This is a genomic window from Rhizobium sp. BK399 (genome assembly GCF_014194695.1).
Taxonomy (GTDB): domain Bacteria; phylum Pseudomonadota; class Alphaproteobacteria; order Rhizobiales; family Rhizobiaceae; genus Rhizobium.
On sequence record NZ_JACIAH010000001.1, the window covers coordinates 1,066,485 to 1,088,828 of the forward strand.

The 22,344-nt window shown below is 59.9% G+C and carries 18 protein-coding genes and 1 tRNA gene; 9 read left to right on the forward strand and 10 right to left on the reverse strand.

Translation table 11 applies throughout. From position 1 onward, the window contains the following. Positions 1–14: 14 nt before the first annotated feature. The 7 genes from phoB to phoR all read right to left on the reverse strand — a co-directional run bounded on the left by phoB (position 15) and on the right by phoR (position 7,727). Entirely contained in the window at positions 15–698 is a 684-nt protein-coding gene (gene phoB, locus FHT97_RS05325; protein WP_016552616.1) for a phosphate regulon transcriptional regulator PhoB, read from the reverse strand. A gap of 36 nt (positions 699–734) precedes the next feature. Continuing rightward, on the reverse strand, positions 735–1,448 hold the full coding sequence (gene phoU, locus FHT97_RS05330) for a phosphate signaling complex protein PhoU (RefSeq protein ID WP_016552615.1): 714 nt from the start codon (positions 1,446–1,448) through the stop codon (positions 735–737). 43 nt (positions 1,449–1,491) lie between these two features. After that, positions 1,492–2,307, reverse strand: a complete 816-nt coding sequence (gene pstB, locus FHT97_RS05335) for a phosphate ABC transporter ATP-binding protein PstB (RefSeq protein ID WP_016552614.1) — start codon at positions 2,305–2,307, stop codon at positions 1,492–1,494. A 14-nt stretch (positions 2,308–2,321) separates the two neighbouring features. Next, positions 2,322–3,644, reverse strand: coding sequence for a phosphate ABC transporter permease PstA (gene pstA / locus FHT97_RS05340; protein ID WP_183753046.1), 1,323 nt, complete (start codon positions 3,642–3,644; stop codon positions 2,322–2,324). After that, positions 3,641–5,122, reverse strand: a complete 1,482-nt coding sequence (gene pstC, locus FHT97_RS05345) for a phosphate ABC transporter permease subunit PstC (protein WP_183860391.1) — start codon at positions 5,120–5,122, stop codon at positions 3,641–3,643. Before pstC ends, pstA begins: the two co-directional genes overlap by 4 nt. A gap of 148 nt (positions 5,123–5,270) precedes the next feature. After that, positions 5,271–6,305, reverse strand: a complete 1,035-nt coding sequence (locus tag FHT97_RS05350) for a substrate-binding domain-containing protein (protein ID WP_016552611.1) — start codon at positions 6,303–6,305, stop codon at positions 5,271–5,273. 198 nt (positions 6,306–6,503) lie between these two features. Continuing rightward, positions 6,504–7,727 (reverse strand): phosphate regulon sensor histidine kinase PhoR, encoded by a 1,224-nt coding sequence (phoR, locus tag FHT97_RS05355; RefSeq protein ID WP_183860762.1) that lies wholly within the window; start codon positions 7,725–7,727, stop codon positions 6,504–6,506. A 236-nt stretch (positions 7,728–7,963) separates the two neighbouring features. Between phoR and ppk2 the strand changes: the two genes are divergently transcribed. Beyond that, a complete protein-coding gene (ppk2, locus tag FHT97_RS05360) occupies positions 7,964–8,845 on the forward strand; it encodes a polyphosphate kinase 2 (RefSeq protein WP_183860392.1) in 882 nt (293 codons plus the stop codon). A 1-nt stretch (position 8,846) separates the two neighbouring features. Here the strand turns inward: ppk2 and FHT97_RS05365 are convergent, their stop codons facing one another. Continuing rightward, complete coding sequence (locus FHT97_RS05365) at positions 8,847–10,025, reverse strand: hypothetical protein (protein ID WP_183860394.1); 1,179 nt, start codon at positions 10,023–10,025, stop codon at positions 8,847–8,849. A 255-nt stretch (positions 10,026–10,280) separates the two neighbouring features. Here FHT97_RS05365 and FHT97_RS05370 point away from each other — a divergent pair, with 255 nt between their 5' ends. The 8 genes from FHT97_RS05370 to FHT97_RS05405 all read left to right on the forward strand — a co-directional run bounded on the left by FHT97_RS05370 (position 10,281) and on the right by FHT97_RS05405 (position 19,786). Then, complete coding sequence (locus tag FHT97_RS05370) at positions 10,281–11,240, forward strand: nitronate monooxygenase family protein (RefSeq protein WP_183753054.1); 960 nt, start codon at positions 10,281–10,283, stop codon at positions 11,238–11,240. A 130-nt stretch (positions 11,241–11,370) separates the two neighbouring features. Then, positions 11,371–11,446, forward strand: a tRNA-Thr gene (locus FHT97_RS05375). A 306-nt stretch (positions 11,447–11,752) separates the two neighbouring features. Further along, on the forward strand, positions 11,753–12,097 hold the full coding sequence (locus tag FHT97_RS05380) for a hypothetical protein (protein ID WP_183860396.1): 345 nt from the start codon (positions 11,753–11,755) through the stop codon (positions 12,095–12,097). Between the two features lie 298 nt (positions 12,098–12,395). Beyond that, entirely contained in the window at positions 12,396–13,901 is a 1,506-nt protein-coding gene (locus FHT97_RS05385; protein WP_183860398.1) for a DUF3300 domain-containing protein, read from the forward strand. Positions 13,902–13,924: 23 nt separating this feature from the next. After that, positions 13,925–14,866, forward strand: a complete 942-nt coding sequence (locus tag FHT97_RS05390; protein WP_183860399.1) for a DUF2950 family protein — start codon at positions 13,925–13,927, stop codon at positions 14,864–14,866. 2 nt (positions 14,867–14,868) lie between these two features. Next, on the forward strand, positions 14,869–16,086 hold the full coding sequence (locus tag FHT97_RS05395) for a hypothetical protein (protein ID WP_183860401.1): 1,218 nt from the start codon (positions 14,869–14,871) through the stop codon (positions 16,084–16,086). A gap of 675 nt (positions 16,087–16,761) precedes the next feature. Next, positions 16,762–18,984 carry an autotransporter outer membrane beta-barrel domain-containing protein gene (locus FHT97_RS05400; RefSeq protein ID WP_183860403.1) on the forward strand — a complete coding sequence of 741 codons (2,223 nt, stop codon included), beginning with the start codon at positions 16,762–16,764 and terminating at the stop codon, positions 18,982–18,984. 67 nt (positions 18,985–19,051) lie between these two features. Continuing rightward, entirely contained in the window at positions 19,052–19,786 is a 735-nt protein-coding gene (locus FHT97_RS05405) for a DUF6065 family protein (RefSeq protein WP_183860405.1), read from the forward strand. Positions 19,787–20,237: 451 nt separating this feature from the next. Here FHT97_RS05405 and FHT97_RS05410 read toward each other — a convergent pair whose 3' ends face one another. Next, on the reverse strand, positions 20,238–20,897 hold the full coding sequence (locus FHT97_RS05410) for a response regulator transcription factor (RefSeq protein WP_183860407.1): 660 nt from the start codon (positions 20,895–20,897) through the stop codon (positions 20,238–20,240). Then, a complete protein-coding gene (locus FHT97_RS05415; protein ID WP_183860409.1) occupies positions 20,898–22,262 on the reverse strand; it encodes a histidine kinase in 1,365 nt (454 codons plus the stop codon). It abuts the gene before it with no gap. Positions 22,263–22,344: the final 82 nt, after the last annotated feature.

The following is a 22,344-nucleotide window of genomic DNA, read 5'->3' on the forward strand; positions in this document are numbered from 1 at the left end:
TTTCCGGGGAAAGCCTAGGCTTCCATTGAATATCCGGCGCCGCGAACGGTGCGGATGACGTCCTGCATGTTGGAGAAGTTCAGCGCCTTGCGCAGACGACCAACATGGACGTCGACGGTGCGTTCGTCGACATAGATGTCATGACCCCAGACGCCATCGAGCAATTGCGAGCGCGAGAAGACGCGGCCAGGGGACGCCATGAGGAATTCGAGGAGCCGGAACTCGGTCGGACCAAGGCGAACTTCGCGGCTCTTGCGATGAACGCGATGCGTCTCGCGGTCGAGCTCGATATCGCCGCACTTCAGGAGCGTGGAGAGCACTTCCGGTTTGGCGCGGCGAAGCATCGCCTTGACGCGAGCAACGAGCTCCGGCGTCGAAAACGGCTTGACGACGTAATCGTCGGCACCGGTGGAGAGGCCGCGAACGCGTTCGCTTTCCTCGCCGCGGGCCGTCAGCATGATGATCGGCAGGCGCTCGGTCTCCGGCCGCATACGCAGGCGGCGGCAGAGTTCGATGCCGGATACGCCAGGCAGCATCCAATCGAGGATCAGGATGTCCGGGGTCCGTTCCTGCAACCGGATCTCGGCCTCGTCGCCGCGCAGGATGGTATCGACCTCGAAACCTTCAGCCTCAAGGTTATAACGGAGAAGCACGCTCAGTGCTTCCTCGTCTTCAACGACTGCTACTTTTGGAATCATTCGTTTCGGTCTCCTGGGGGCGCGGTCGCGGAAGGATTATTCGGTGACAGCGCCGACGGTGTTGGCGGTATCGTCCTTCGGACGTTCGCCTTCCGGCTGAGCACCGGTGGCCATGTAGTAGATTGTCTCGGCAATGTTGGTGGCGTGGTCGCCGATACGCTCGATGTTCTTGGCGCAGAACAGAAGATGTGTGCAGCTGGTGATGTTGCGCGGATCTTCCATCATGTAGGTGAGCATCTCGCGGAACAGCGAGGTGTACATCGCGTCGATTTCCTCGTCGCGCTCACGGATCGACTTTGCCTTGTCGGCAGCGCGGCTCGTATAGACATCGAGGACTTCCTTGAGCTGCACGAGCGCCAGTTCGGAGAGGTGCTCAAGGCCGCGGGCAAGCTTGCGCGGGACGCCGGCGCTCTGCACGGCGATAACGCGCTTGGCGGTGTTCTTGCCAAGATCGCCGACGCGCTCAAGGTCAGCGGCGATGCGGATCGAACCCATGATCTCGCGAAGGTCGGCGGCCATGGGCTGGCGACGGGCGATGGTAACGATCGCCTTGTCACCAACCTCGCGTTCGGCGTGATCGAGGATCACGTCGTCGGAGATGACCTTCTGGGCCAGGGCCGTGTCGCCGTTGACAAGGGCGCGAACCGCATCCGAAACCATCTGCTCGGCCAGACCGCCCATTTCCGAGATACGGCGCGTCAGAAACTTCAAATCATCGTCATACGCAGAAAAGATATGTGTCGATGCCATAGGGATCATCCTTGAATGTCGTGAGTGTTACCGTCGTCGGCGATCAACCGAAGCGACCCATGATGTAGTCCTGGGTGCGCGGGTCGTCCGGGTTGGTGAACATCTTGTCGGTGTCGTTCTCCTCGACGAGATTGCCGAGGTGGAACATGGCCGTGCGCTGCGAAACGCGGGCGGCCTGCTGCATCGAGTGCGTCACGATGACGATCGTGTAGTTTTCGCGAAGCTCGTGGATCAATTCCTCGACCTTTGCCGTGGCGATCGGATCGAGAGCCGAGCATGGCTCGTCCATCAGGATCACTTCCGGGCTGACGGCAACGGCGCGGGCGATGCAGAGACGCTGCTGCTGACCACCGGAAAGGCCGGTGCCGGCTTCATGAACGCGATCTTTCACCTCGTTCCACAGACCGGCGCGCTGCAGGCTGACCTCGACGATCTGGTCCATGTCGGCCTTCGACTTGGCAAGACCATGGATGCGCGGGCCGTAGGCGACGTTCTCATAGATCGTCTTCGGGAACGGGTTCGGCTTCTGGAACACCATGCCGACGCGAGCGCGGAGCTCCACGACATCGATATCCGGATCGTAGATATCGTCACCATCGAGCGTGATCTTGCCGGTAACGCGGCAACCATCGATCGTGTCGTTCATGCGGTTCAGGCTGCGCAGGAAGGTGGACTTGCCGCAACCGGACGGGCCGATCAATGCTGTCACCGTGTTTTCGCGAATGTTCAGCTTCACATCGAAAAGCGCACGCTTTTCGCCGTAGTAAACCGAGACGTCCTGGCCGATCATCTTATAGGGAACGGTATTCATCTTCTGATCCAGCGCCTTCTCAACTGCTGCTTCCGTCAACATGTTCATAATGTCTACTCCGTTTACCAGCGGCGCTCAAAGCGACGACGCAAGAGAATGGCTCCGAAGTTCATGACGACCAGGAACAGGAGCAGGACGATGATGGCACCCGATGTGCGCTCGACGAAGGCACGCTCGGCTTCGTTGGCCCACATGTAGACCTGGACCGGCAGGGCTGTCGAAGGCTCCATCGGCGTTGCCGGTGCGTTGGCGACGAAGGCGACCATCCCGATCAAGAGCAGCGGAGCCGTCTCGCCGAGTGCATGTGCCAGGCCAATGATCGTGCCGGTCAGGATGCCTGGCATCGCGAGCGGCAGGACGTGGTGGAACACCATTTGCATCTTCGAGGCACCGAGACCAAGGGCAGCCGCGCGGATTGACGGCGGCACGGCGCGGAGCGCTGCGCGCGTCGCGATGATGATCGTCGGCAGGGTCATCAGCGACAGCACCAGACCGCCGACCAGCGACGCGGAACGCGGCAGGCCTGCGAAGTTGATGAAGACGGCAAGACCGAGCAGGCCGTAGACGATCGAGGGAACAGCCGCGAGATTGTTGATGTTGACCTCGATCAGGTCGGTCAGCTTGTTCTTCGGCGCAAACTCTTCGAGATAGATCGAAGCTGCGACACCGATCGGCAGTGAGAGGGCGAGCACGATCAACATCAGGTAGAGCGAACCGATCAGCGCAACGCCGAGTCCCGCAGCCTCCGGACGGCTGGAGTTGCCGTTGACGAAGAGACCGGTGTTGAACTTCTTGTGCAGGGTGCCATCGGCGGCAAGCTGGTTCATCCAGCCGACCTGCTTGTCGTTCACCTTGCGGTTCTTTTCGTCCACGTTGAGGTCGATCTGACCCTTGTTGGCGGAGTCGATATTGGCGTCCGCAAGCAGCGTGACACTGACCGTCTTGCCGATCAGCGACGGATCGGCAACGACCATGTCGCGCAGCTGGATCGGCGCACCCTTCGAGATCATCGCGGCTGCGTCACGAAGGTCCGGACGGCTCGACGGATTGAGGTTGAGCGCCTTGATCATCGCGTCGCGGATGAGAGGCGCGTAGTTCGCAGCAACCAGAACCGAGGGATCGGTCGCTCGCTTGTTGTTTGGGTCGATCGTTTTCTCGCTGAACTCGATCGGCAGCGTGATCGCCGTCTGCTGAAAGGCCGTATAGCCTTTGCTGATAACGCTCGTCAGCAGGATTGCCAGGAAGATCAAGCCAAAGGAGATTGCGGCAATCCCATAGGCCCGGAACCGACGTTCGGCGGCATAGCGGCGCTTCAGGCCGATGTCGCGACGTTCAGGCGCCTTCGAGACGACAACGCCTTGAACCGGAGAAACAATATCCGTCATTCGTACTGCTCCCGGTATTTGCGCACGATGTAGAGCGCGTAGATGTTGAGGCAAAGCGTGATGAAGAACAGCGTGATGCCGAGGGCGAAGGCAACCAGCGTCTGCGGCGAGGTAAATTCAAGGTCGCCTGTCAGCTGATTGACGATCTTGACCGTCACTGTCGTCATAGGCTCGAAAGGATTGATCTGGATGCGGGCAGCAACGCCTGCTGCCAGTACGACGATCATGGTTTCACCGATCGCACGCGAGGCCGTCATCAGGAGTGCGCCGACGATGCCGGGAAGCGCTGCGGGAAGCACGACCTTCTTGATCGTTTCCGAGCGCGTCGCACCCAGACCGAGCGAACCGTCACGAAGCGCACGCGGCACCGCGGTGATGATATCGTCCGACAGCGACGAAACGTACGGGATCAGCATGATGCCCATGACGATACCCGCAGTCAGAACGCTCTGCGCCTGAATGAAGTTCGTGTAGTTGCCGGAAAGGAGGCCGCTCACCTGCGAAGACAAATCGCGCAGGAACGGACCGACGGTGACGAGGGCGAAGAAGCCGTAGACGATCGTCGGAATACCGGCCAGAACTTCGAGCAGCGGCTTTGCGATCGAGCGGACCCTGGGAGCCGCGTACTCAGCCATGTAGATCGCCGCGAAGAGACCGACTGGTACCGCCACCAGCATTGCAACGAAGCCGATATAGAGCGTACCGAGCAACAGCGGGATCAAGCCGAATTGCCCGAAGGACGAGCTGCCGGCACCGGCGAAGCGCGGATCCCATACCGTCCCGAAGAAGAAGTCTGCAGCGGGAACGGCAGCGAAGAAGTGGGCCGCTTCCGTCAGCATCGACAGAACGATACCGATCGTCGTCAGGATGGCGATCGACGATGCCAGGAGTAGGCCCCAGAGCATGACGCGCTCGACGCGGTTTCGTGCGCGGAACCGCGGAGCGACTTCGCGAAGCGCATAGAATGCGCCAGCGACGGCAAGGACGAGAACCAGCGCCGTCATCACGAGGCGGCTGGAGCCGGATTCTGCATTCAGCTTCTGCGCCGCCTCGATCATGTAGGGCTGAGGCGGACCGGCGAGCGGAACGCCCTTTGCGGCAAGCTTTGCCTGGAGGCCGGCCGGATCGTCGGCAGCACCGGCAACCTCGTCAGCAGTGAGCAGCGGCAAGCCCCGCGCGATGGCGCTGACCATGCCGTAGTTCAGGTTCTGCTGTGCGGCCGGTTGGGCCTTTACGTCATCCGGGAAGGCGCCACGGACGGAAGATTCAATGATTGAAGGGCTGATCGCCAGCCAGGCGCACAGCAAGATCAGTGCAGGCAACACCGCCCAGATTGCGGCATAGACGCCATAGTAACCCGGTCGCGAATGCAGTGCGGAGGACTTGCCCCCGGCAAGTGCCGTAGCACGGCTGCGCGCTGCAAGATATGCAACGGCGCCAAGTACCACGAGGCACAAGAGAATGATGGATGTACCCATTCGTTTAGGTCCCCAGGCCCTTTGACTCCAAAAGCGGAAGCGGCAGGCAGACCGATCCGGCTCTCAAACTTGGAGAAGTTCAAACCTCGTCCCAGCGACGGAGCAAGGCAATGCCGGCGCGATCTGGTGATCGCGCCGGCAAAGGTCATTACATGGTCTTGCCGTCTTCAACGCTCTTGCGGATGGCGTCGCGCTCAGCGTCCGGAGCGGCAACGAGGCCGTACTCGACGAGCGGGCTGTCAGGGCCGATCATCTGCTCGGAAACGAAGAAGTTGACGTATTCCTTCAGGCCCGGGATGACGCCGAGGTGTGCCTTCTTGACGTAGAAGAACAGCGGACGGGAAACCGGGTAGGTACCGTTGGAGATGGTTTCGGTCGACGGAACGATACCGTTGACGGTCGCAACCTTCAGCTTGTCGGCGTTGTTTTCATAGAAGGAAAGGCCGAAGACGCCAACGCCGGTCTTGTTGGCAGCGATGCGCGCCAGCGTTTCCGGATAGTCGCCGTCGATGTCGACGGCAGCGCCGTCCTTACGAACTGCAACGCAAGCCTTGGTCTGGGCAGCAGCGTCGGAGATCGCAGCCTTGATGACGTCGAGAGCGCCGGAAGCCTTGCAGCCAGCAGCGAGAACGTTCTGTTCGAAGACTTCGCGGGTGCCGTGCTTTTCGCCCGGGATGTAGGCAGCGATATCAACAGCGGGAAGAGCCGGGTTGACTTCCGACCACTTCTTGTACGGGTTGTCGACGAGCTTGCCGTCAACGACGACCTGAGCGGCCAGAGCCTTGTAGATGTCGGCCGGAACGTAAGCAACGTCGGGGTTGGACGAGTCGGTTGCGAAGACGATGCCGTCATAACCGATCTTGACTTCCTGGATGTCGGTTACGCCAGCTGCCTTGCAGGCGTCCAGTTCCTTGGCGTTGATCGGACGCGAAGCGTTAGCAACGTCGATGCTATCCGGGCCAACGCCCTTGCAGAATTCCTTGAGGCCTGCGCCCGTGCCGCCGGATTCAACGACCGGCGTCTTGAAGTCCGTGAAGGTTTCGCCGAAAGTTTCGGCAACGATCTTGGCGTAAGGCAGGACGGTGGAGGAACCGGCTACCTGAACCTGGTCGCGAGCAACAGCCGCGCCAGCAAAAGCGGCGGAAGCGGCAAGTGCAGCGACCGTAAGTTTAAAAGCGTTCATAACAATCTCCCGGGCATAATGCGGTCTGAGTGCGGCCTTCAGTGGCCTTTGGCGGTGCCGTCTCATCAGCGGCACGCTCTCTTTAGCCCCTGATGACTAGAGCTTTTATGTCATTTTGACGAAACATTTGTGACAGCTTATGTATTTGAATTTACAATACAAAGAATAGACGATGGTCGAGGTCGCTGCAGTTTTATGTCAAAACCGCACGGTGAAGCTCGTCCCCTTCCCGACTTCCGACTTGACGATCAGCCGGGCGCGGTGCCGGGTCAGGATGTGTTTGACGATGGCAAGGCCCAGCCCCGTGCCCTTCTTCGAACGGCTATCCTCGATGCTCACGCGATAGAATCGCTCGGTCAGACGGGGCACGTGTTCGGCAGGAATGCCCGGCCCCCTGTCGACCACGGTGACCTCGACAGGTTCGCCCGAGCCATTCTTCAAGAAGACATCGACGGTCTTCCCCTCCTGCCCATATTTGCAGGCATTTTCCATCAGGTTTTCAAATACCTGAACCAACTCGTCGCGGTCGCCGAGCACCTCTGCCTTGCCTTGCGGCAGATGCAGAGCGATCTCCACACCGACGTCATTTGCAAGCGGCACCAGCGAGTCCCTGACGTGGCCGAGAAGGGGGACGAGGTCGACCTTCTGATCCGGGGCGATATGCGACTTGAGTTCCAGCCGAGAAAGGGAAAGCAGGTCGTCGACCAGGCGGCTCATACGGGTGGCCTGATCCAGCATGATACCCAGAAAGCGCTCCTGCGCCTTCGCGTCGTTCTTTGCTGGTCCCTGGATGGTCTCGATGAAACCTCGCAGGGACGCCAGCGGCGTCCGCAACTCATGGCTGGCGTTGGCGACGAAGTCGGAACGCATGCGGTCGATGCGCCGGACTTCGGAAATATCGCGAAACGAGACCAAGAAGAAGCGCTCATCCGTCGGCTGCTGTCGATCCAACTCCACGGGTGCGCTGCGGACGATGTAAACGCGCTCGGACGGCAGGCGCTCGGAGTGCTCGATCTGGTTCGGCGCATTGGTCGCAATCGTTTCGGCGATAATGTCGAGGACGCCCGGCGAGCGCAGGCGCGCGGAAATGTGGGCACCAATGGTGACCTCGCCAAACGCCTTTTCCGCAGCGCGATTTTGGTAAAGCACCGAGGCATCGTTTGAAAGCACCATGACGGGCATGTCGAGCGCGGCCAACGTCGCCGTTACTTCAACCAATCTGCTGGGCGGTGTTTCGATAATCTCAGGTGCAGGCTCAAGCGGCGCCTCTCGGATGACCGGAACCGCGTGCCACACGGCGGTGATGACCATCAATAGCAAAAGCCCGAGGACGACCCACTTGTTCACGCCCGCGGCAAGAGCGATCAGTGCAATCAGCAGCGCCACCAGCAGAACCGGGCGTTCCTGCCGAACGCGTGCGATCAAGCTTCTTGTCCACGGTACTTTGTCTTCCACTGCCCCTCGCGATCCCGACTCGTACTATTGCCTTCAAACCTCTGCGTGATAGCCGTGAATCATGACAGAAGTTTTCGACCGCAGCCAGCAGTGGAAGGGCTGTAACAGGAACACACAGGAATTTCCGCGATCTGCAAGACATTTGATTTTCAAAAGAAAATATGATCGCCTGTCTCAGCGAAGGTTACAGCGGGAGAGAAGTCATGGCCGATGATGTCGAAAGCAGAGCCGTCGAACTGGACATCCGCGGAAAGAAGCGCGTCTTCGATGTCGACGATCCCGTGTTGCCGGACTGGGTCGACGAAGCAGCCCTGCAATCGGGCGACTTCCCCTACAACAAGAAACTCAAGGAAGAGGAATACCTCGAGGAGCTGCAGAAACTGCAGATTGAACTCGTCAAGGTGCAGTTCTGGCTGCAGGCGACCGGCAACCGCGTCATGGCGCTTTTCGAGGGACGCGATGCGGCGGGCAAAGGTGGGGCGATTTCGGCCTCGTCAGCCCATATGAATCCGCGCCTCGCCCGGGTGGTTGCCCTGACCAAGCCCACTGAACGCGAGGCAGGGCAATGGTATTTTCAACGCTACATCACGCAGTTTCCCACCGCCGGCGAGTTCGTGCTGTTCGATCGGTCCTGGTATAACCGGGCCGGGGTCGAGCCGGTCATGGGCTTCTGCACTCCAAAGCAATATGAAGACTTCCTGAAGCAAACGCCTCAGCTCGAGAACGGCATCGCCCACGAAGGCATCTTCTTCTTCAAGTTCTACCTCGATATCGGCCGCGAGATGCAGCTGAAGCGGTTCCATGACCGGCGGCACGATCCGCTCAAGGTATGGAAGCTCTCTTCGATGGATATAGCGGCGCTGACGAAATGGGGCGACTATAGCGATAAGCGGGACCGTATGCTGAAGGAGACGCATACGGACGCAGCGCCCTGGACGGTCATACACGCCAACGACAAGCGTCGCGCGCGGCTAAACCTGATCCGTCACATGCTGAAGAGGATGGACTACGACGGCAAGGACAAGGACGCCATCGGCAAGCTCGACGACAAGATCATCGGCTCGGGTCCCGGCTTCCTGAAATAGCTTATTGTCCCGGCAGGATCCGCACGGCGTAAAGATTGATGCCGCGCGCCTTGCCGTCGACGTCGGTGTTGATCGTCAGGCTGCCGGCAGAGTTCGGCGCCAATGATCGATCGAAGCGGACCTGTAGAAGCACATCCGATTTCTGGCGACCGACGGAAAAGCGGTGGCGGGCGCAGTCGCCGAGCGACTGGAAATTGCACTCCACGGTAATCTGCGTCGGTTCGTCAGACGTCGATTGCAACGTGATTGCAATCGTCGAGGACTTGCCGGCCAATTGCTGCAGCACATCCGCCGGCACGCTGACACTGACATTGCCGTCGTTGCCATTGGTTTGCGAGGTCAGGCGTACTGCCGGGCCATCGTTTTCAGCGACGTTCTGCGTCTGGGATTGCGGGCCGGTCTTGATCTTGTCCGCATCGGACGGCTTGAAAACCTCGATCCAATCTGCCGAGAACGAGTTTTGCGGGTCGATTGTGACGGGAGCCGCATTATCGCCCGCAGCAGCGTTATCGGTGCCGTCAAAGTCTTCCGGTTGCGTGGTCGCCGGCGGATTGGCAACGCCCGTATCTCGTTCTGCGGCGGTCATCAGCAGGCCCGATGAATAGACCCACCATGCGCCCATGCCGATGAAGGCGAGAAGAACGCAAGCGACGAGCAGCCTGGAGAAGAACTTACGCGGCTTGCGCCGAACCGCCGCACGCTCCGGCCGAAAGTCCATCCGAGCCGGTTTTTGCTCCACCGTCGCCGGCGCCTCGGCAGTCGGCGCAGCGCCGAGGTGATCGCCGCTGCCCGCATGCACGCCGGCGAGGCTGGATTCGTCGTCGAAGCGTGGGTCCGTGACAGAATGCTCGCGGGTCTCGCCGCCGATCGAGACGTTTGCCGCCTCGTCCTCTGCGGCATGGGCCACGGGCTTCGGCATTTCCACCTCGGGTGGCACAGGAATTTCAGGCGGCCCCTGACGCGGATGCAGACGCTCGCGCTCTTCAGCCTCGATCGTATGGATCGTGGTTTCGAGTCTATGGCGATGATGGGTCACCGCTTCCGCGTCGGTGATGTCCTGTTTGCGGAGACCGGATTCGAGCGCCTGACGTGCGGATTGATAAATCTTTGCACGGACTTCGGGATTGTCGCGATCGGCATTGTTGAGCGCCGTTCTGATAGCCGTTTCTAATCCGCTCACGTCCGGTCCTTTACTCTGAGACTGGGCTTTGTCCTTAACACTTCGTAAAAGCGGTAGCTGCTACCAGGGCAAATCGCAAGCCTCACCCCGCTACCGGGTCGGATCGGCCGGGGAAAACGCAGGGTTGCCGCATGCTGCCTTATCGTCTTGCAAGAATAGCCGATATTTATGGAATCGATAGAGCGAGCTTTTCCTCACCGAAAGTCTCTGCTATCACATTGACGTTTTCGTAAACGTCAATTCTTACGGTGTCTTATGGCCCTGCCTCCGATCCTCACCCAGAATCTCAGATTGCCGGTTGTCGCCTCGCCGCTCTTCATCATTTCGCACCCGGCGCTGACGCTGGCGCAGTGCAAGGCTGGGGTCGTTGGCGCCTTTCCCGCGCTGAACGCACGGCCGGAGAGCCAGCTCGACGAATGGTTGGCGATGATCACCGAGGATCTCGCTGCCCACAACGCGGCAAACCCTGATCGGCCGGCTGCCCCGTTTGCCGTCAACCAGATCGTCCACATGTCGAACAAGCGGCTGGAGCATGACCTCAGGCTCTGCGTCAAATACAAGGTGCCTGTGGTCATCTCGTCGCTTGGCGCGGTGCCGGAAGTCAATGCCGCCGTGCATTCCTATGGCGGCATCGTACTCCACGATGTCATCAACAATCGCCATGCCAACTCGGCCATCCGCAAGGGCGCCGACGGGCTGATTGCCGTCGCAGCCGGTGCCGGCGGTCATGCCGGGACACTTTCGCCCTTTGCCCTCGTTCAGGAGATCCGCGAATGGTTCGATGGGCCGCTGCTGCTTGCCGGCGCCATCGCCAATGGCGGCGCCATCCTCGCGGCGCAGGCCATGGGGGCCGACATGGCCTACATCGGCACGCCCTTCATCGCGACCGAGGAGGCTCGCGCCTCCGAGGCCTACAAGCAGGCAATCGTCGACGGCATGGCGAACGACATCGTCTATTCCAACTACTTCACGGGCGTTCACGGCAACTACCTCAAGCCCTCGGTCAGATCCGTCGGCCTCGATCCCGACAATCTCCCGGCCGCCGATCCCTCCAAGATGGATTTCGAACAGGCCGTCGGCGGCGCCAAGGCCTGGAAGGATATCTGGGGCAGCGGCCAGGGCATCGGCGCCATCAAGGCCATCGAACCGGTCGGCAAGCTCGTCGACCGGCTCGAGAGCGAATATACGGCTGCCCGTGCACGCCTGTCGTTATAACGGTCGACCACAGATTTCCACAGCGCCGTTCTTTTTTACCGAAGAGATGACGGGGCGCTTGAAATCTTCAAACAATGCCTGTATCAGCCCCATGCAAATCGCGGGGCCGCATGGTTCGCCCGCACGGGTTGCCGCTTTAGCTCAGTCGGTAGAGCACATCATTCGTAATGATGGGGTCACGTGTTCGAGTCACGTAAGCGGCACCATTTTAATCTTTTATAATCAATGTGTTGACGTGCGCCCACCAGCTGCACGCTGGTGAACGCAATCGGCGGGTCGTCACCGTGGCGGCCATGTTCCATTCCTGTTGCCGCCATTCCCGTTGATTTCCAACGGATGAAGGCAGCTGTCGGCGAATCCACGCGACATGGAATGCAACGTTGAAAGATTCTTCTCCACGCACTCTGCGAGTTTGAGTGTCGCGTTCTTCCTGTACACACACGACAGAGCTAAATAATCGAATAGTGGTAAATGCGAGCCCAAGCGGCGATTTTTGCGCCTCGTTGCGTCGAATGCGGGCATCAATCAAAGGCTTCGTTCGTGCGGGGCGCGATCAGCAGTCGATCGAGAAGGCGAACCAGCAAACCTCCGCGCAGGAAATCTGGAGCCAGGTCACTGTTATCGTTCGCCAACGCCCGGACGCCGTTACGGCAGCCCTGATGAGCGCTGTCAACGAGACTTTTGATACCGGGACCTCCGAGCGGCTTGCGCTTGATACCCGCCTGCCCGCCCAGATTTTCTGGCTCATCGGGGTCATGGTGCTGAGCACGGCGACCCTCGGATATCAGTTCGGGATCAAGGGACGACCCGTGCGTTTCCTTGTTCTCCTTCTTACTTTGGTCTGGACGCCGTCGTGATCGACATCCTCGATCTGGCCACGGCTCGCCTTGGCAGTTTCCGAACGGACGTCCGTATGTACGAGTGGACCAGGCAAGGACTTGGCGAAGCGCGCCCGCCTCCCGTGCCAATTCAGTAGATCGCGTTGCCGGGCCTAAGCCTGAACGTTGCTCGATCCTTCTTTGTTACGTTCAAGTTTACCGTAAAGTACTTTCGCAACTGCTCGAATTCTGTTCGGCTGCCTCCCTGAAGTTAGATGGTTTGCCCGACGACTTGCGTATGCGGTGAGCCAGGCCGGCAACTCCTGGAGACGTGTCAATGGGATTTCGCTTCTTTAACGCCTACGCAAGACGCTCAGCGATCTTTCTCGCGGCGGCAACTGTCATCGGCTTCGGCGCCGGGCTGGTCCACGCCCAAGACCAAGCGGCTGCCACGCAAAGATCCGCAACGACCGAGAGCGCGGCCTCGACCGAACTGAGCGACGCGGAAATGCAGGTCCTTGTCGCACGTATCGCGCTCTATCCCGACGAACTCATCGCACTGGTAACCTCGGCCTCGCTCTATCCGCTTCAGATTGTCGAAGCGTCCCGGTTTCTTGATCAGGTCAAAGTCAACTCGACACTAAAGCCCAAGGACGATTGGGACGGCAGCGTCGTCTCCCTGCTCAACTACCCCGATATCGTCAAAATGATGGGTGACGACCTCGACTGGACGCAGCAGCTCGGCGATGCAGTCGCCGACCAGCAAAAAGACCTGCTGATCGCCATTCAGACGCTTCGCGACAAGGCGGTCGCGGATGGCATGATCAAGACCGACGACAAGGTGAAGGTCGTTCAGCAGAACGACAACGTCGTGATCCAGGCCGCCAATCCGGAAAAGATATACGTCCCGCAGTATGAGCCGCAGATGCTCTACGAAGAAGGATACGCTCCCGCGCCGATCGGCTACTATCCCGATCCCTATCCGAACTACTACTACCCGACCGCCACCTACTTCGCCGGCTTCGTGACGGGCGCGGTGTTTGGAGCCGTGGTCGATTGGGACAGATGGGGCGTCTGGGGCGGTCGCTTCGACGGCAACGACATCGATATCGATTGCGACCACTGCTTCAACAGGTTCGATCGGAACGGCAAGGTCAACTTCAACGACGTCGACTGGAAGAATGTCGATCGCAGCAAAATCAAGTTCGATCACAACCAGTTCGCCAACATCGACAAAACGAACATTCGCAACAGGCTGGAAGCGGGCGGCAACAACGACATCCGCACGAAGGCCAAATCCGTCAAGGCACGAGCCGCAAATGCCAACCATGCGAGAGTGACGCCGTCTGCCATCAAGGACATCAGAGCCAACAAGATCGCTGGCGGCGGTGGCGAACTGCGCGACCGTGTCGCCAACAGACCGGGCGGAGGTTCAGATTTACGTGATCGCGTTGCCAACCGCCCTGGTGCCGGCGGTGAGGGAGAACTCCGCGATCGCATCGACAACCGCCCTGGCGAACGCCGCGGTGAGATCGGAGACCGCGTAAACCGCGACATCGGACATCACGCGATGGCCGGCAAGCGCGACATTCGTCCCAATGGTCCTTCGGGCCTTGGCGAAATTCGATCCCGTAGCGCCGCCAACCTTCACTCGCAACGTGGTGGCCGCGCGATGGGCGGCGGGCACCATGCCAGCCGCCCGGAATTCGCCGCACACCGTGGCGGCGGAGGCGGCGCTCACTTCAGCGGCGGCGGCAGAGGCGGCGGGGCCCACTTCAGTGGTGCTGGCGGTCGTGGTGGCGGTGGTCATGCCCGCGTCCCCCACGGTGGACGTCGTCGCTAGTTGAACCAAACGGAGTTATTGCCATGAGTGCTCATAGCCATCGCATTGGATTTCGTTTGATTGCCTCCGCGGTCTTGTCGGTTCTGCTGTCGGCTGCCGGCACGTCGGCTGCCGAGAAGGATCTTGTTGATCTCGTCTCGAAGCAGCTGCCAACCGAGTACGATAGCGCCGAAGCTGCGATGACAGCGTTCAAGGACGCGGTCAATGCCTCAGACCTCGACAAGCTGGCGTCCGCTTTGGGCGTCGACGCGGCCCACCTGAAAGCCACCGACGGCGTTTCGGAAACGCTTGCGGCCATCAAGGACGGCATCGGAAAACGCATCGCGCTCGAAGAGAAAAATGGCCAGAACATCATCGATGTCGGCGAGATCATGTGGCCATTCCCCTTCCCGATCGTGAAGGTAGAGAACGGCAAGTATGCCTTCGACCCCGTCGTCGGTATCGAGGAGATTATCAATCGCCGCATCGGTGAGAACGAAATCCAAACGATTGAAACGGTCCGCGGCTATGTCGACGCTCAGCAGCAATACGCCAGCGCCGACCATGACGGCGACGGCGTGCTGGAATATGCTCAGAAGCTTGTAAGCAGTCCCGGTCGGGCCGATGGTCTTTATTGGCCCGAAAGCGAAGGCTTGGGTGAAAGTCCGGCTGCGCCCTATCTTGACTATGTCCAGTTCGAGAAGTCGAAAGACAATGGATACTTCGGTTACCGCTACAAGGTCCTGACTCGCCAGGGCGGCAATATCGCCGGCGGTCCCTACGACTACGTCATCAACGGCAACATGATCGCGGGCTTTGCCCTGGTGGCGTGGCCGGTCAAGTATGGCGAGACGGGCGTCAATACCTTCGTCGTCAACCGCAACGGCATCGTCTATCAGGCCGATCTCGGAGCGGACACAGACAAGATCGCGCGCGCCATGAAGCAGTTCAATCCCGGCGACCGCTGGTCGGTCACCGAGGACTGAAGATGGCGGAGATGAAGGCTGCACCGCCAACTGCCGGCAAGCTCGATCAACCGCAGGATCGACTGCAATTCCTCGCGTCACATGGCGGCCCGTTCTTCGAACTTCAGCGGCGGCTCAAACTCGTTCATGAGAGAAACCTCCATACCGGTCGTCGAATCCTTGTGTTCGTCGCCATCGCCTGGGCCGTTCCGCTCCTTCTGACCCTACCCACCCTGGCTTCGGAGACGCCGACGCTGAAGGCCTATCTTACCGACCCCGGTCCCTGGGCGCGGTTCTTTGTTGGCATTGCCGCGTTTTTGGCCGCCGAGCAGGCTGTCGAAGCGGGATTGCGGCGCAAGCTTGGACAATTCCTCCGCGCCCCCCTGATCACACCGACCTCCGAGGGCGCTGCACTAGTTGCATTGAACACGGCGCTCGGTCGACGCGATTCGGTGCTTGCGGAACTCGTGTGCCTCGCTCTCGCAGCCGTCTCCGCAGTTCTTGCCTTTGCCACATTCAAGCAGCTCCCATCGACAAGTTGGGCAACGACGGTGACAGGTGATGCTCATCACCTGACAATAGCGGGCTGGTGGTGCGTGGTCGTCAGCATACCGCTCTTCATCTTCCTCTTGGTCCGCGGCATCTGGCGACACCTTGTCTGGGCTGAACTGCTACGAAGCATCGCGCGCCTCGACCTGAGGCTGGTGTCGACCCATCCGGACGGCAAAGGCGGACTTGCCTTCCTCGGGGAATATCCGAACGCCTATGTTCTCTTCGTCTTCGGTATCAGCTGCGGCATGGCGGCTGCGGTCGCTAAGCACCAGATGCAGGCCGATCTGTCAGCCACGACGCTCACGACTATCATGGCCGCCTGGCTTTTGGTCGTCCTCGCGTTTTTCGCCTATCCGCTCTCCGCCTTCTCGAAACCGCTCACTCAACTGAAGGACAAGACGCTTTTGACCCTATCGGCGCGAGCGACGACCCAGCAGAGGGCTGCGGAGCGCAAGTCGATCGGCGCGAACGTTGTTGCACCAGATGCCGACGAAGCGGAACAGGCAATCGAGCCTGCCGATCTTACGAAACAGTACGAGCAAACGCGCAAGCTGTCGTCGATGCTCGTCAACCGCAGCACGTTGCTGCCGGTCGCCGCCGCAGCGCTCCTGCCGTTTGCAATCGCGGGCGCGACCAAGCTGCCCTACAAGGAGGTCTTCTCGGTCCTCAAAAAGCTTCTGCTCATCTGAGCGTCATAGGTCCCTCCCAAGGGTGCGGGAAGTTGGGCTGGCTTCCCGCAGGTCTTGCAAATAAAATCGCCCTTAGGTGGTGCTTCTCACAGTGGGCGACCCGAGCGCATCAACCGCCGGATCCTTCGGTGGCGATTGCCCATTTGTGAAATTATCATATTTTTCAAGACAATCCCTCTGCTGCCGAAGAACCACATGGGCTCCGAATTGCAATGCTTCAGCCTGACCTAATCAATTGACAGCTTGAAAAACTCAACCGACACTTGCCTTTGGGCTGGCTACTGGGGGTAATCGATGATTGATCCGGGGTACACACAGTTTTGCGTTCATCCGATCGGCGAGCATCTAGCTGACGTGCAACTTCCTTCACGGATCCCAAATTATCCACCGGCTCGGCCTAGCGCGTCGCGTCGCGCATCCGTACGCCTTCTCCTTCTCCAGTCATCCGTTGCTTCAATCGCCCTTCTCGGCCTGAGTGGCACACGAGCGGAAGCGGCCTGCGTCGAGAATACACCCGGTGTTATCGACTGCTCAGGTTCAACTCCTGGCCCAACTACGACCGGTCGGTCTGTAACCATCAATGCAGACAATACGGCGAGCCTAACCAGTAACGTAGTGGTCACCGGGCCCGGAACCAGCGTCGTTAACAACAACGGCGGAAGATTCACCAACAGCGTGGTGGCCACGGACAACGACAGTTTCACGCTCAACAACCGCGGGCATATCGATGGGAATATCAACCTCGGTGGTGTTGGAACCAACTTCATTTTCAACTTCGCCGAAGGCTCGGTCTCAAATGGGGTGACGAGTACAGGGAGTTCTGTCGACACGGTGATCAACCGTGGCTCTTTCCAGGGCTCCATTAGCCTCGGTGACGGCAACGATACCCTAGAGCTGCTCGGGGGGACCGTCCAGACACAGGTGGACATGGGCGCGGGCGACGACAATTTCACTTGGCTCGTTGGCAACATCGCCGCTACCGTCCAGATGGGAAGCGGAAACGACACCGCACGATTCACTAATCTGACGCAGGCAAACCTGACGGCGGGGAAGCTCATCGACGGCGGCCAGGGGACTGACACCCTGATCTGGGATCACACTTCCAATGACGACGGCGGCCAGGGAGGCGACGCCCCATCGAGCTTGATCAACTGGGAAACCATCAATCTCACCAATCAGTCTGAGTTCGTGTTCATCTATACCACGAGCGTCCTGACACTCGGCGATTCGACGACTGGCACTGGCACGATCTCGATCGACGCCACCAGCAAGATCGAGGCGGGAAATTCCTTTGGCTACGCCATCGTACCGGCCAACAATTCGCAATTGGTGACCGTGAACAACGCAGGTATCATTGACCTCACCAACGATGCACCGGGCGCCGGCACATCACTGCATGACACATTGAGGATCAAGGGCAACTATATCGGCCAGAGCGGCCAGCTCTTCCTTCACACGTATCTCGACACGGACAACTCCCCTTCCGACAAACTGATCATCGACACCGGGCAGGCGAGTGGCTCGACCAGCATCCTCGTCACCAACGTCGATGGCCAAGGCGCGCTGACGAACGCGAACGGCATCCAGGTCGTCGACGCCATCAACGGCGGTACGACAACGACAGGCGCCTTCGCACTCGGAGGCCCGGTCGCCGCCGGTCCCTTCGAATACTTCCTCTATCGCGGTGGCGTCAGCCAGGCGACTGACACCGACAACGACTGGTTCCTACGGAATACGATCTCTCCACCTCCTCCTCCTCCTCCACCACCACCACCACCACCTCCTCCTCCACCTCCACCACCACCACCTCCTCCTCCACCTCCCCCACTGCCGCCACCACCACCGCCTCCGCCATCGCCTCCCCCACCGCCGATTCCAAACATTCGGCCGGAGGTACCAGGCCAGGTGATCGCGCCGCTGGTCGCGCAGCGCATGGGCCTCATGACGATGGGGACGTTCCACCAGCGTCGCGGCGACCAATCGTTCCTGACGGGTGTCGGTGCTTTGGTCTATTCGGGGCCAGGTGCACAGGGAGATGCGTCGGAGGGCGACGGCGACGGACCACCGCCCGGCGTCTGGGGGCGCGTCTTCGGAGCCAACAGCGATCTTGGCACCAATGCCACCCTCAGCATTGCGGGCTACGATGTCGGGCCACAGTTCGACGGCAACTACTGGGGCATCCAAGTCGGAAGCGATCTCTACGAGATCGAACACGACAATGGTCACACGGAACGCTTCGGCCTGTTCTACACCCATGCAAACACGGACGGAGACATCAGCGGCAACATCTTCGGTCAGATCAATCTATCCGCGGGGACGCTGGACCTCTCCGAAGACAGTGTGGCAGCCTATTGGACACACCTCTCGCCGGAAGGCTGGTACGTCGACGTGATCGCCAAATACGGCTGGCTCAACGGAACAAGCCGGTCGAACCGCGGCATCGAGTCCGACGTCGATGGGACCAGCTTTGCGATGTCGGCGGAAACAGGTCTGCCGTTCGCGATCGCCGAAGGCTGGACGATCGAACCGCAGGCGCAGATCATCTGGCAACGCATCGACTTCGACGACACCAGCGACCGGTTCTCGAAGATATCAAACGAGGCCTTCGATTCCTTCACCGGACGGATCGGCGCTCGCGTGCAGTACAGTTCGGGACCCGCGTATGGCCATCTCGGACTTAACCTCTGGCATGGATTCTCGGCGGACCAGACGGTGACGTTCAATACGTTCCCGCTGGTCACCCAGACGGAAGGCACGTGGCTCGAGGTCAACCTCGGCGGCGCCTACGAGATCAGCGAGAACGTGTCGGCCTTCGGCGACCTCAGCTATTCCTTCGATATCGACGGGGCAGAGAGCAACATGTTCGGGGGGCAAGTCGGATTGCGGTTCAAGTGGTAGGAGAGTTGCTGGACGAGGAACACCGTGGCAAAGATCGCCGCGTACACTCAAGCGGCGACGTCATCCAATGAAATCACTGACCGCCTACGTCATCGACGGCCACGATGTCCGCATTCGCCCAGCACCTGTCGAACGCGACTGGATGGACAGCACCGATGAGCGTTTCGCCTATCGGTGCCTGCCCCTCAACATCGCCAACGCCCACGGCTGGGAACTCCTTTGCACGACACCGTTTTCGGCGGTCTGGGACGGACGCAAGGGAAAGGATGCCATTCGCATCAAATCCCGTTCGGGAACGACGGCTCCCGCCGTCAGCCACTTCGGTGACGGGGTCCTGACGTTCCACGTGCCCTGTCTCTTCCGGACGGAGTCCGGGGTCGACCTTTTCGTCTCTGGCCCGATCAACCGGCCCAAGGATGCCATTGCTCCGCTATCAGGCGTCATCGAGACTGACTGGTCTCCATACACCTTCACGATGAACTGGAAGTTCACCCGACCGTTCCAGAAGGTGTATTTTGAAGCGGACGAACCCTACTGCCACCTCTTTCCGCTCGCGCGAGGAAGTCTCGAGGACATCGCCCCGGACATCCGCAATCTCTCGGAAAATCCGGATCTGGCGAGGGAATATGACCAGTGGACGAAGAGCCGCAACACCTTCAATGCGGCCCTAACCGAACCGGATTCGAAGGCATCCCAGGACAAATGGCAGAAGTCCTACTTCCGGGGGGCGGCTCCCAGCGGTGCGCCCGGGCCGAGCGATCACAAGAGCAGGCTTCGGTTGAAGCCGTTCTCGAAGGCGTAGAGCGCGCTTTCCACCACCAAGTTGTCCTGGCGTGTCGAGGCTGACCGAGTGATTGAGAGGAAGCGGTTAATTACAATTCGTTCGCGTAAAGTGCGCTTGCCCAAACCCGGTCGGTCGATCCTTCGGAACGTGTCCTCGGTGGCCTGTTGCCATGCTGTATCGGGTATGTGGTGGAAATGGTAGTTCCTGAAATTCGTAATGATGGGGTCGCGTGTTCTAGTCGCGTAAGCGACACCATTTTTCTCCAATAATATCAATTGCTTGCCATGACACCGGCGCATCAACCGGCCAGGTTTCCAGCCTTCAAATGTTTGGTAGGACTTTCCGTAACATGGAGGCACGCCGCCGCCATGCTCCTAACCATGTCGCTTGTGTGCTCATTGGGAAACGCCCTGACGCTTCTCTGACACTCGCATCGGAACCGACAACGCATTCGAAGCTCAGGCGCCTGCTACTCTTTGCCAGACACATCCGCCGCTTTCTGCGCGATGAGGGCCAATTCAACGCGGTTCTTCGCTTGAACCTTTTTGAGAAGCCTGGAGACATGAAACTTCACGGTGCGCAAAGTCGTTCCCGTCGCTTCGGCAATGGCCTGGTTCCCCATTCCGCGACCCACGCATTCCAACACGTGGCGCTCCTTTGCGGACAACGCGGTCAGCGGATTGCCGTCGGTTCGCGGCTGTGTGTGTCCTCTCATTGCGGCGACCAGTTTGGAACCCAGTGTCGGCGCTAAATAGGTGCTGCCGCGCTGGACGGTCGTCAACGCGTCGAGCAACTCGTTTGCGGCGATGCCTTTCAGAATGTATCCGGACGCGCCAGCCTCCAGGGCCTCCAGGACGTCTTGGTCATCCTCGGAAACCGTCAGCATCACCACCTTCACATCAGGCCATCGCTCGTGGATCTCGCGCGCCGCGGCGACCCCGCCACCCGGCATGGAAATATCCAGAAGCGCGATCGTCGGGTGATGGCGCGCCACGAGATCCAGAGAATCCTGCTTGGATGCGCCCTCCGCAACGACCCGCAAGTTTTCATTGAGGGCAATCGTCTGCAACACGCCCATCCGAAACAACGCGTGGTCGTCAACGACGATGACAGAAGCCGGCTCTACCATTCAGACTGCCTCCCCAAGCTCGAAACACATTGTCAGTTTTGTCCCGGCGTCCCCGCCGGCGATCTGCAGGCTGCCGCCCAGGCTCTCGATGCGCTGCCGCAGGCCCTGAATGCCCATTCCTCCGCCGGCGCGGGCAGGCGGCTTGACGAAACCCTGCGGTGGGCCCTTGTCGGAGACGACCACTTTCATATGCACTGCCCCCATCTCGCACCAAACCTCCTGACCATTGCCGCCAGCGTGCCTGTAAGAGTTATTTAGGCCCTCCTGGACAAAGCGGAAAAGGCAGATCTTCATTGCTGCCGGAATCTCCCGTTCTGCCCCGACAATGGTGCAAGCGACCTCTGTCCCTGAGCGGCCCTCGTGCATCTTGATCGCACGTTCGATGATGCGGCTAGGCGGGAAGTGCTCGATTTCTGGCAGGATCAGCGATCGGGCAATCGCCCTGATCTCGGTCAAGGCGATATCGAGCGACTCCTCGAGTACGGCGAGCGGCGCTTCGCGCCCCGGATCGGACCTGGCTTGGCGGACCTGTTCAACCTGCAGGCGCGCGAAGCTGAGAAGCTGGGCCGGGCCATCGTGGAGGTCTGCGCCAACGCCACGCATCAGATTCTCGTTACGCTCGGCGAGTTGCATCGAGGCCTGGCGGGCAACACTCTGCAGTTCGGTCAGCTTGCGCGATGCGGACTCCGCGTCTTCCGCGCGCTGACGCAGGGTCCGCCGCTGCTCTTCTATGGTGTTGCTTCCCCGGCGAACGATCGCGTAAAGACAGAGCAGGATCGCGCAGGAGGCAAGCGCCACCGCTGCCCAACTGACCATCCGCACGCGCTCCACATCGTGATCAAAGGTCGCGGGATCCTCCTGTATCTCCGCAATGGCTATGATCCGGCCGGTCGAGTTGTCACGCAGCGGGCTATAGATCTCTAGATAGCGTGTCTGGAAATTGCGGGCGACATGTTCGCCTGCATCAAGATCGGCGAAGGAAAGTGAAACCTCGCCCGAAAGTGCATTCTCGGCCCCGGCGGGGAGCTCAAAGCGGTGACCGATCAGGTCTGCGGCAAGCGAATAGGCAATTGTACCATCGGTCGTCCAGATCTCCACATGCGGGAAACGCCCCCTCAGCATTGGATCGGTGAAAAGCCCGTGGAGCCTCTCGATATCCCCCTGTGGCAGGGCGTCCGCCGAAGCCAGCTTCTGAACAAGCGGCTCCATCATGCTCTGGACGAACGTTGCGGCCGCACCGGCTTTGCTGCGGATCGCGTTTTGCTCGACGATTCCGGATATGACGTAGCCCGAGATCAATGTCGCGAAGAAGATCAGGATACCGCTGGCAAACAGGAACTGGATCGACAGCGGTCGGCGCCTCATCCAACTCAGCAACCCTTTGGACCGCAATCCTTGTCCCCCGATCGAAGAAAGCAGCTATTTGTCAGTACAATGATCGCAGTGT

What these genes read in the sequence shown, in the direction of transcription:
- phoB (WP_016552616.1), bottom strand. Translation starts at nt 698, where the DNA reads ATGATTCCAAAAGTAGCAGTCGTTGAAGACGAGGAAGCACTGAGCGTG.
- phoU (WP_016552615.1), bottom strand. Translation starts at nt 1,448, where the DNA reads ATGGCATCGACACATATCTTTTCTGCGTATGACGATGATTTGAAGTTT.
- pstB (WP_016552614.1), bottom strand. Translation starts at nt 2,307, where the DNA reads ATGAACATGTTGACGGAAGCAGCAGTTGAGAAGGCGCTGGATCAGAAG.
- pstA (WP_183753046.1), bottom strand. Translation starts at nt 3,644, where the DNA reads ATGACGGATATTGTTTCTCCGGTTCAAGGCGTTGTCGTCTCGAAGGCG.
- pstC (WP_183860391.1), bottom strand. Translation starts at nt 5,122, where the DNA reads ATGGGTACATCCATCATTCTCTTGTGCCTCGTGGTACTTGGCGCCGTT.
- FHT97_RS05350 (WP_016552611.1), bottom strand. Translation starts at nt 6,305, where the DNA reads ATGAACGCTTTTAAACTTACGGTCGCTGCACTTGCCGCTTCCGCCGCT.
- ppk2 (WP_183860392.1), top strand. Translation starts at nt 7,964, where the DNA reads ATGGCCGATGATGTCGAAAGCAGAGCCGTCGAACTGGACATCCGCGGA.
- FHT97_RS05370 (WP_183753054.1), top strand. Translation starts at nt 10,281, where the DNA reads ATGGCCCTGCCTCCGATCCTCACCCAGAATCTCAGATTGCCGGTTGTC.
- FHT97_RS05380 (WP_183860396.1), top strand. Translation starts at nt 11,753, where the DNA reads ATGCGGGCATCAATCAAAGGCTTCGTTCGTGCGGGGCGCGATCAGCAG.
- FHT97_RS05385 (WP_183860398.1), top strand. Translation starts at nt 12,396, where the DNA reads ATGGGATTTCGCTTCTTTAACGCCTACGCAAGACGCTCAGCGATCTTT.
- FHT97_RS05390 (WP_183860399.1), top strand. Translation starts at nt 13,925, where the DNA reads ATGAGTGCTCATAGCCATCGCATTGGATTTCGTTTGATTGCCTCCGCG.
- FHT97_RS05395 (WP_183860401.1), top strand. Translation starts at nt 14,869, where the DNA reads ATGGCGGAGATGAAGGCTGCACCGCCAACTGCCGGCAAGCTCGATCAA.
- FHT97_RS05405 (WP_183860405.1), top strand. Translation starts at nt 19,052, where the DNA reads ATGAAATCACTGACCGCCTACGTCATCGACGGCCACGATGTCCGCATT.
- FHT97_RS05410 (WP_183860407.1), bottom strand. Translation starts at nt 20,897, where the DNA reads ATGGTAGAGCCGGCTTCTGTCATCGTCGTTGACGACCACGCGTTGTTT.
- FHT97_RS05415 (WP_183860409.1), bottom strand. Translation starts at nt 22,262, where the DNA reads ATGAGGCGCCGACCGCTGTCGATCCAGTTCCTGTTTGCCAGCGGTATC.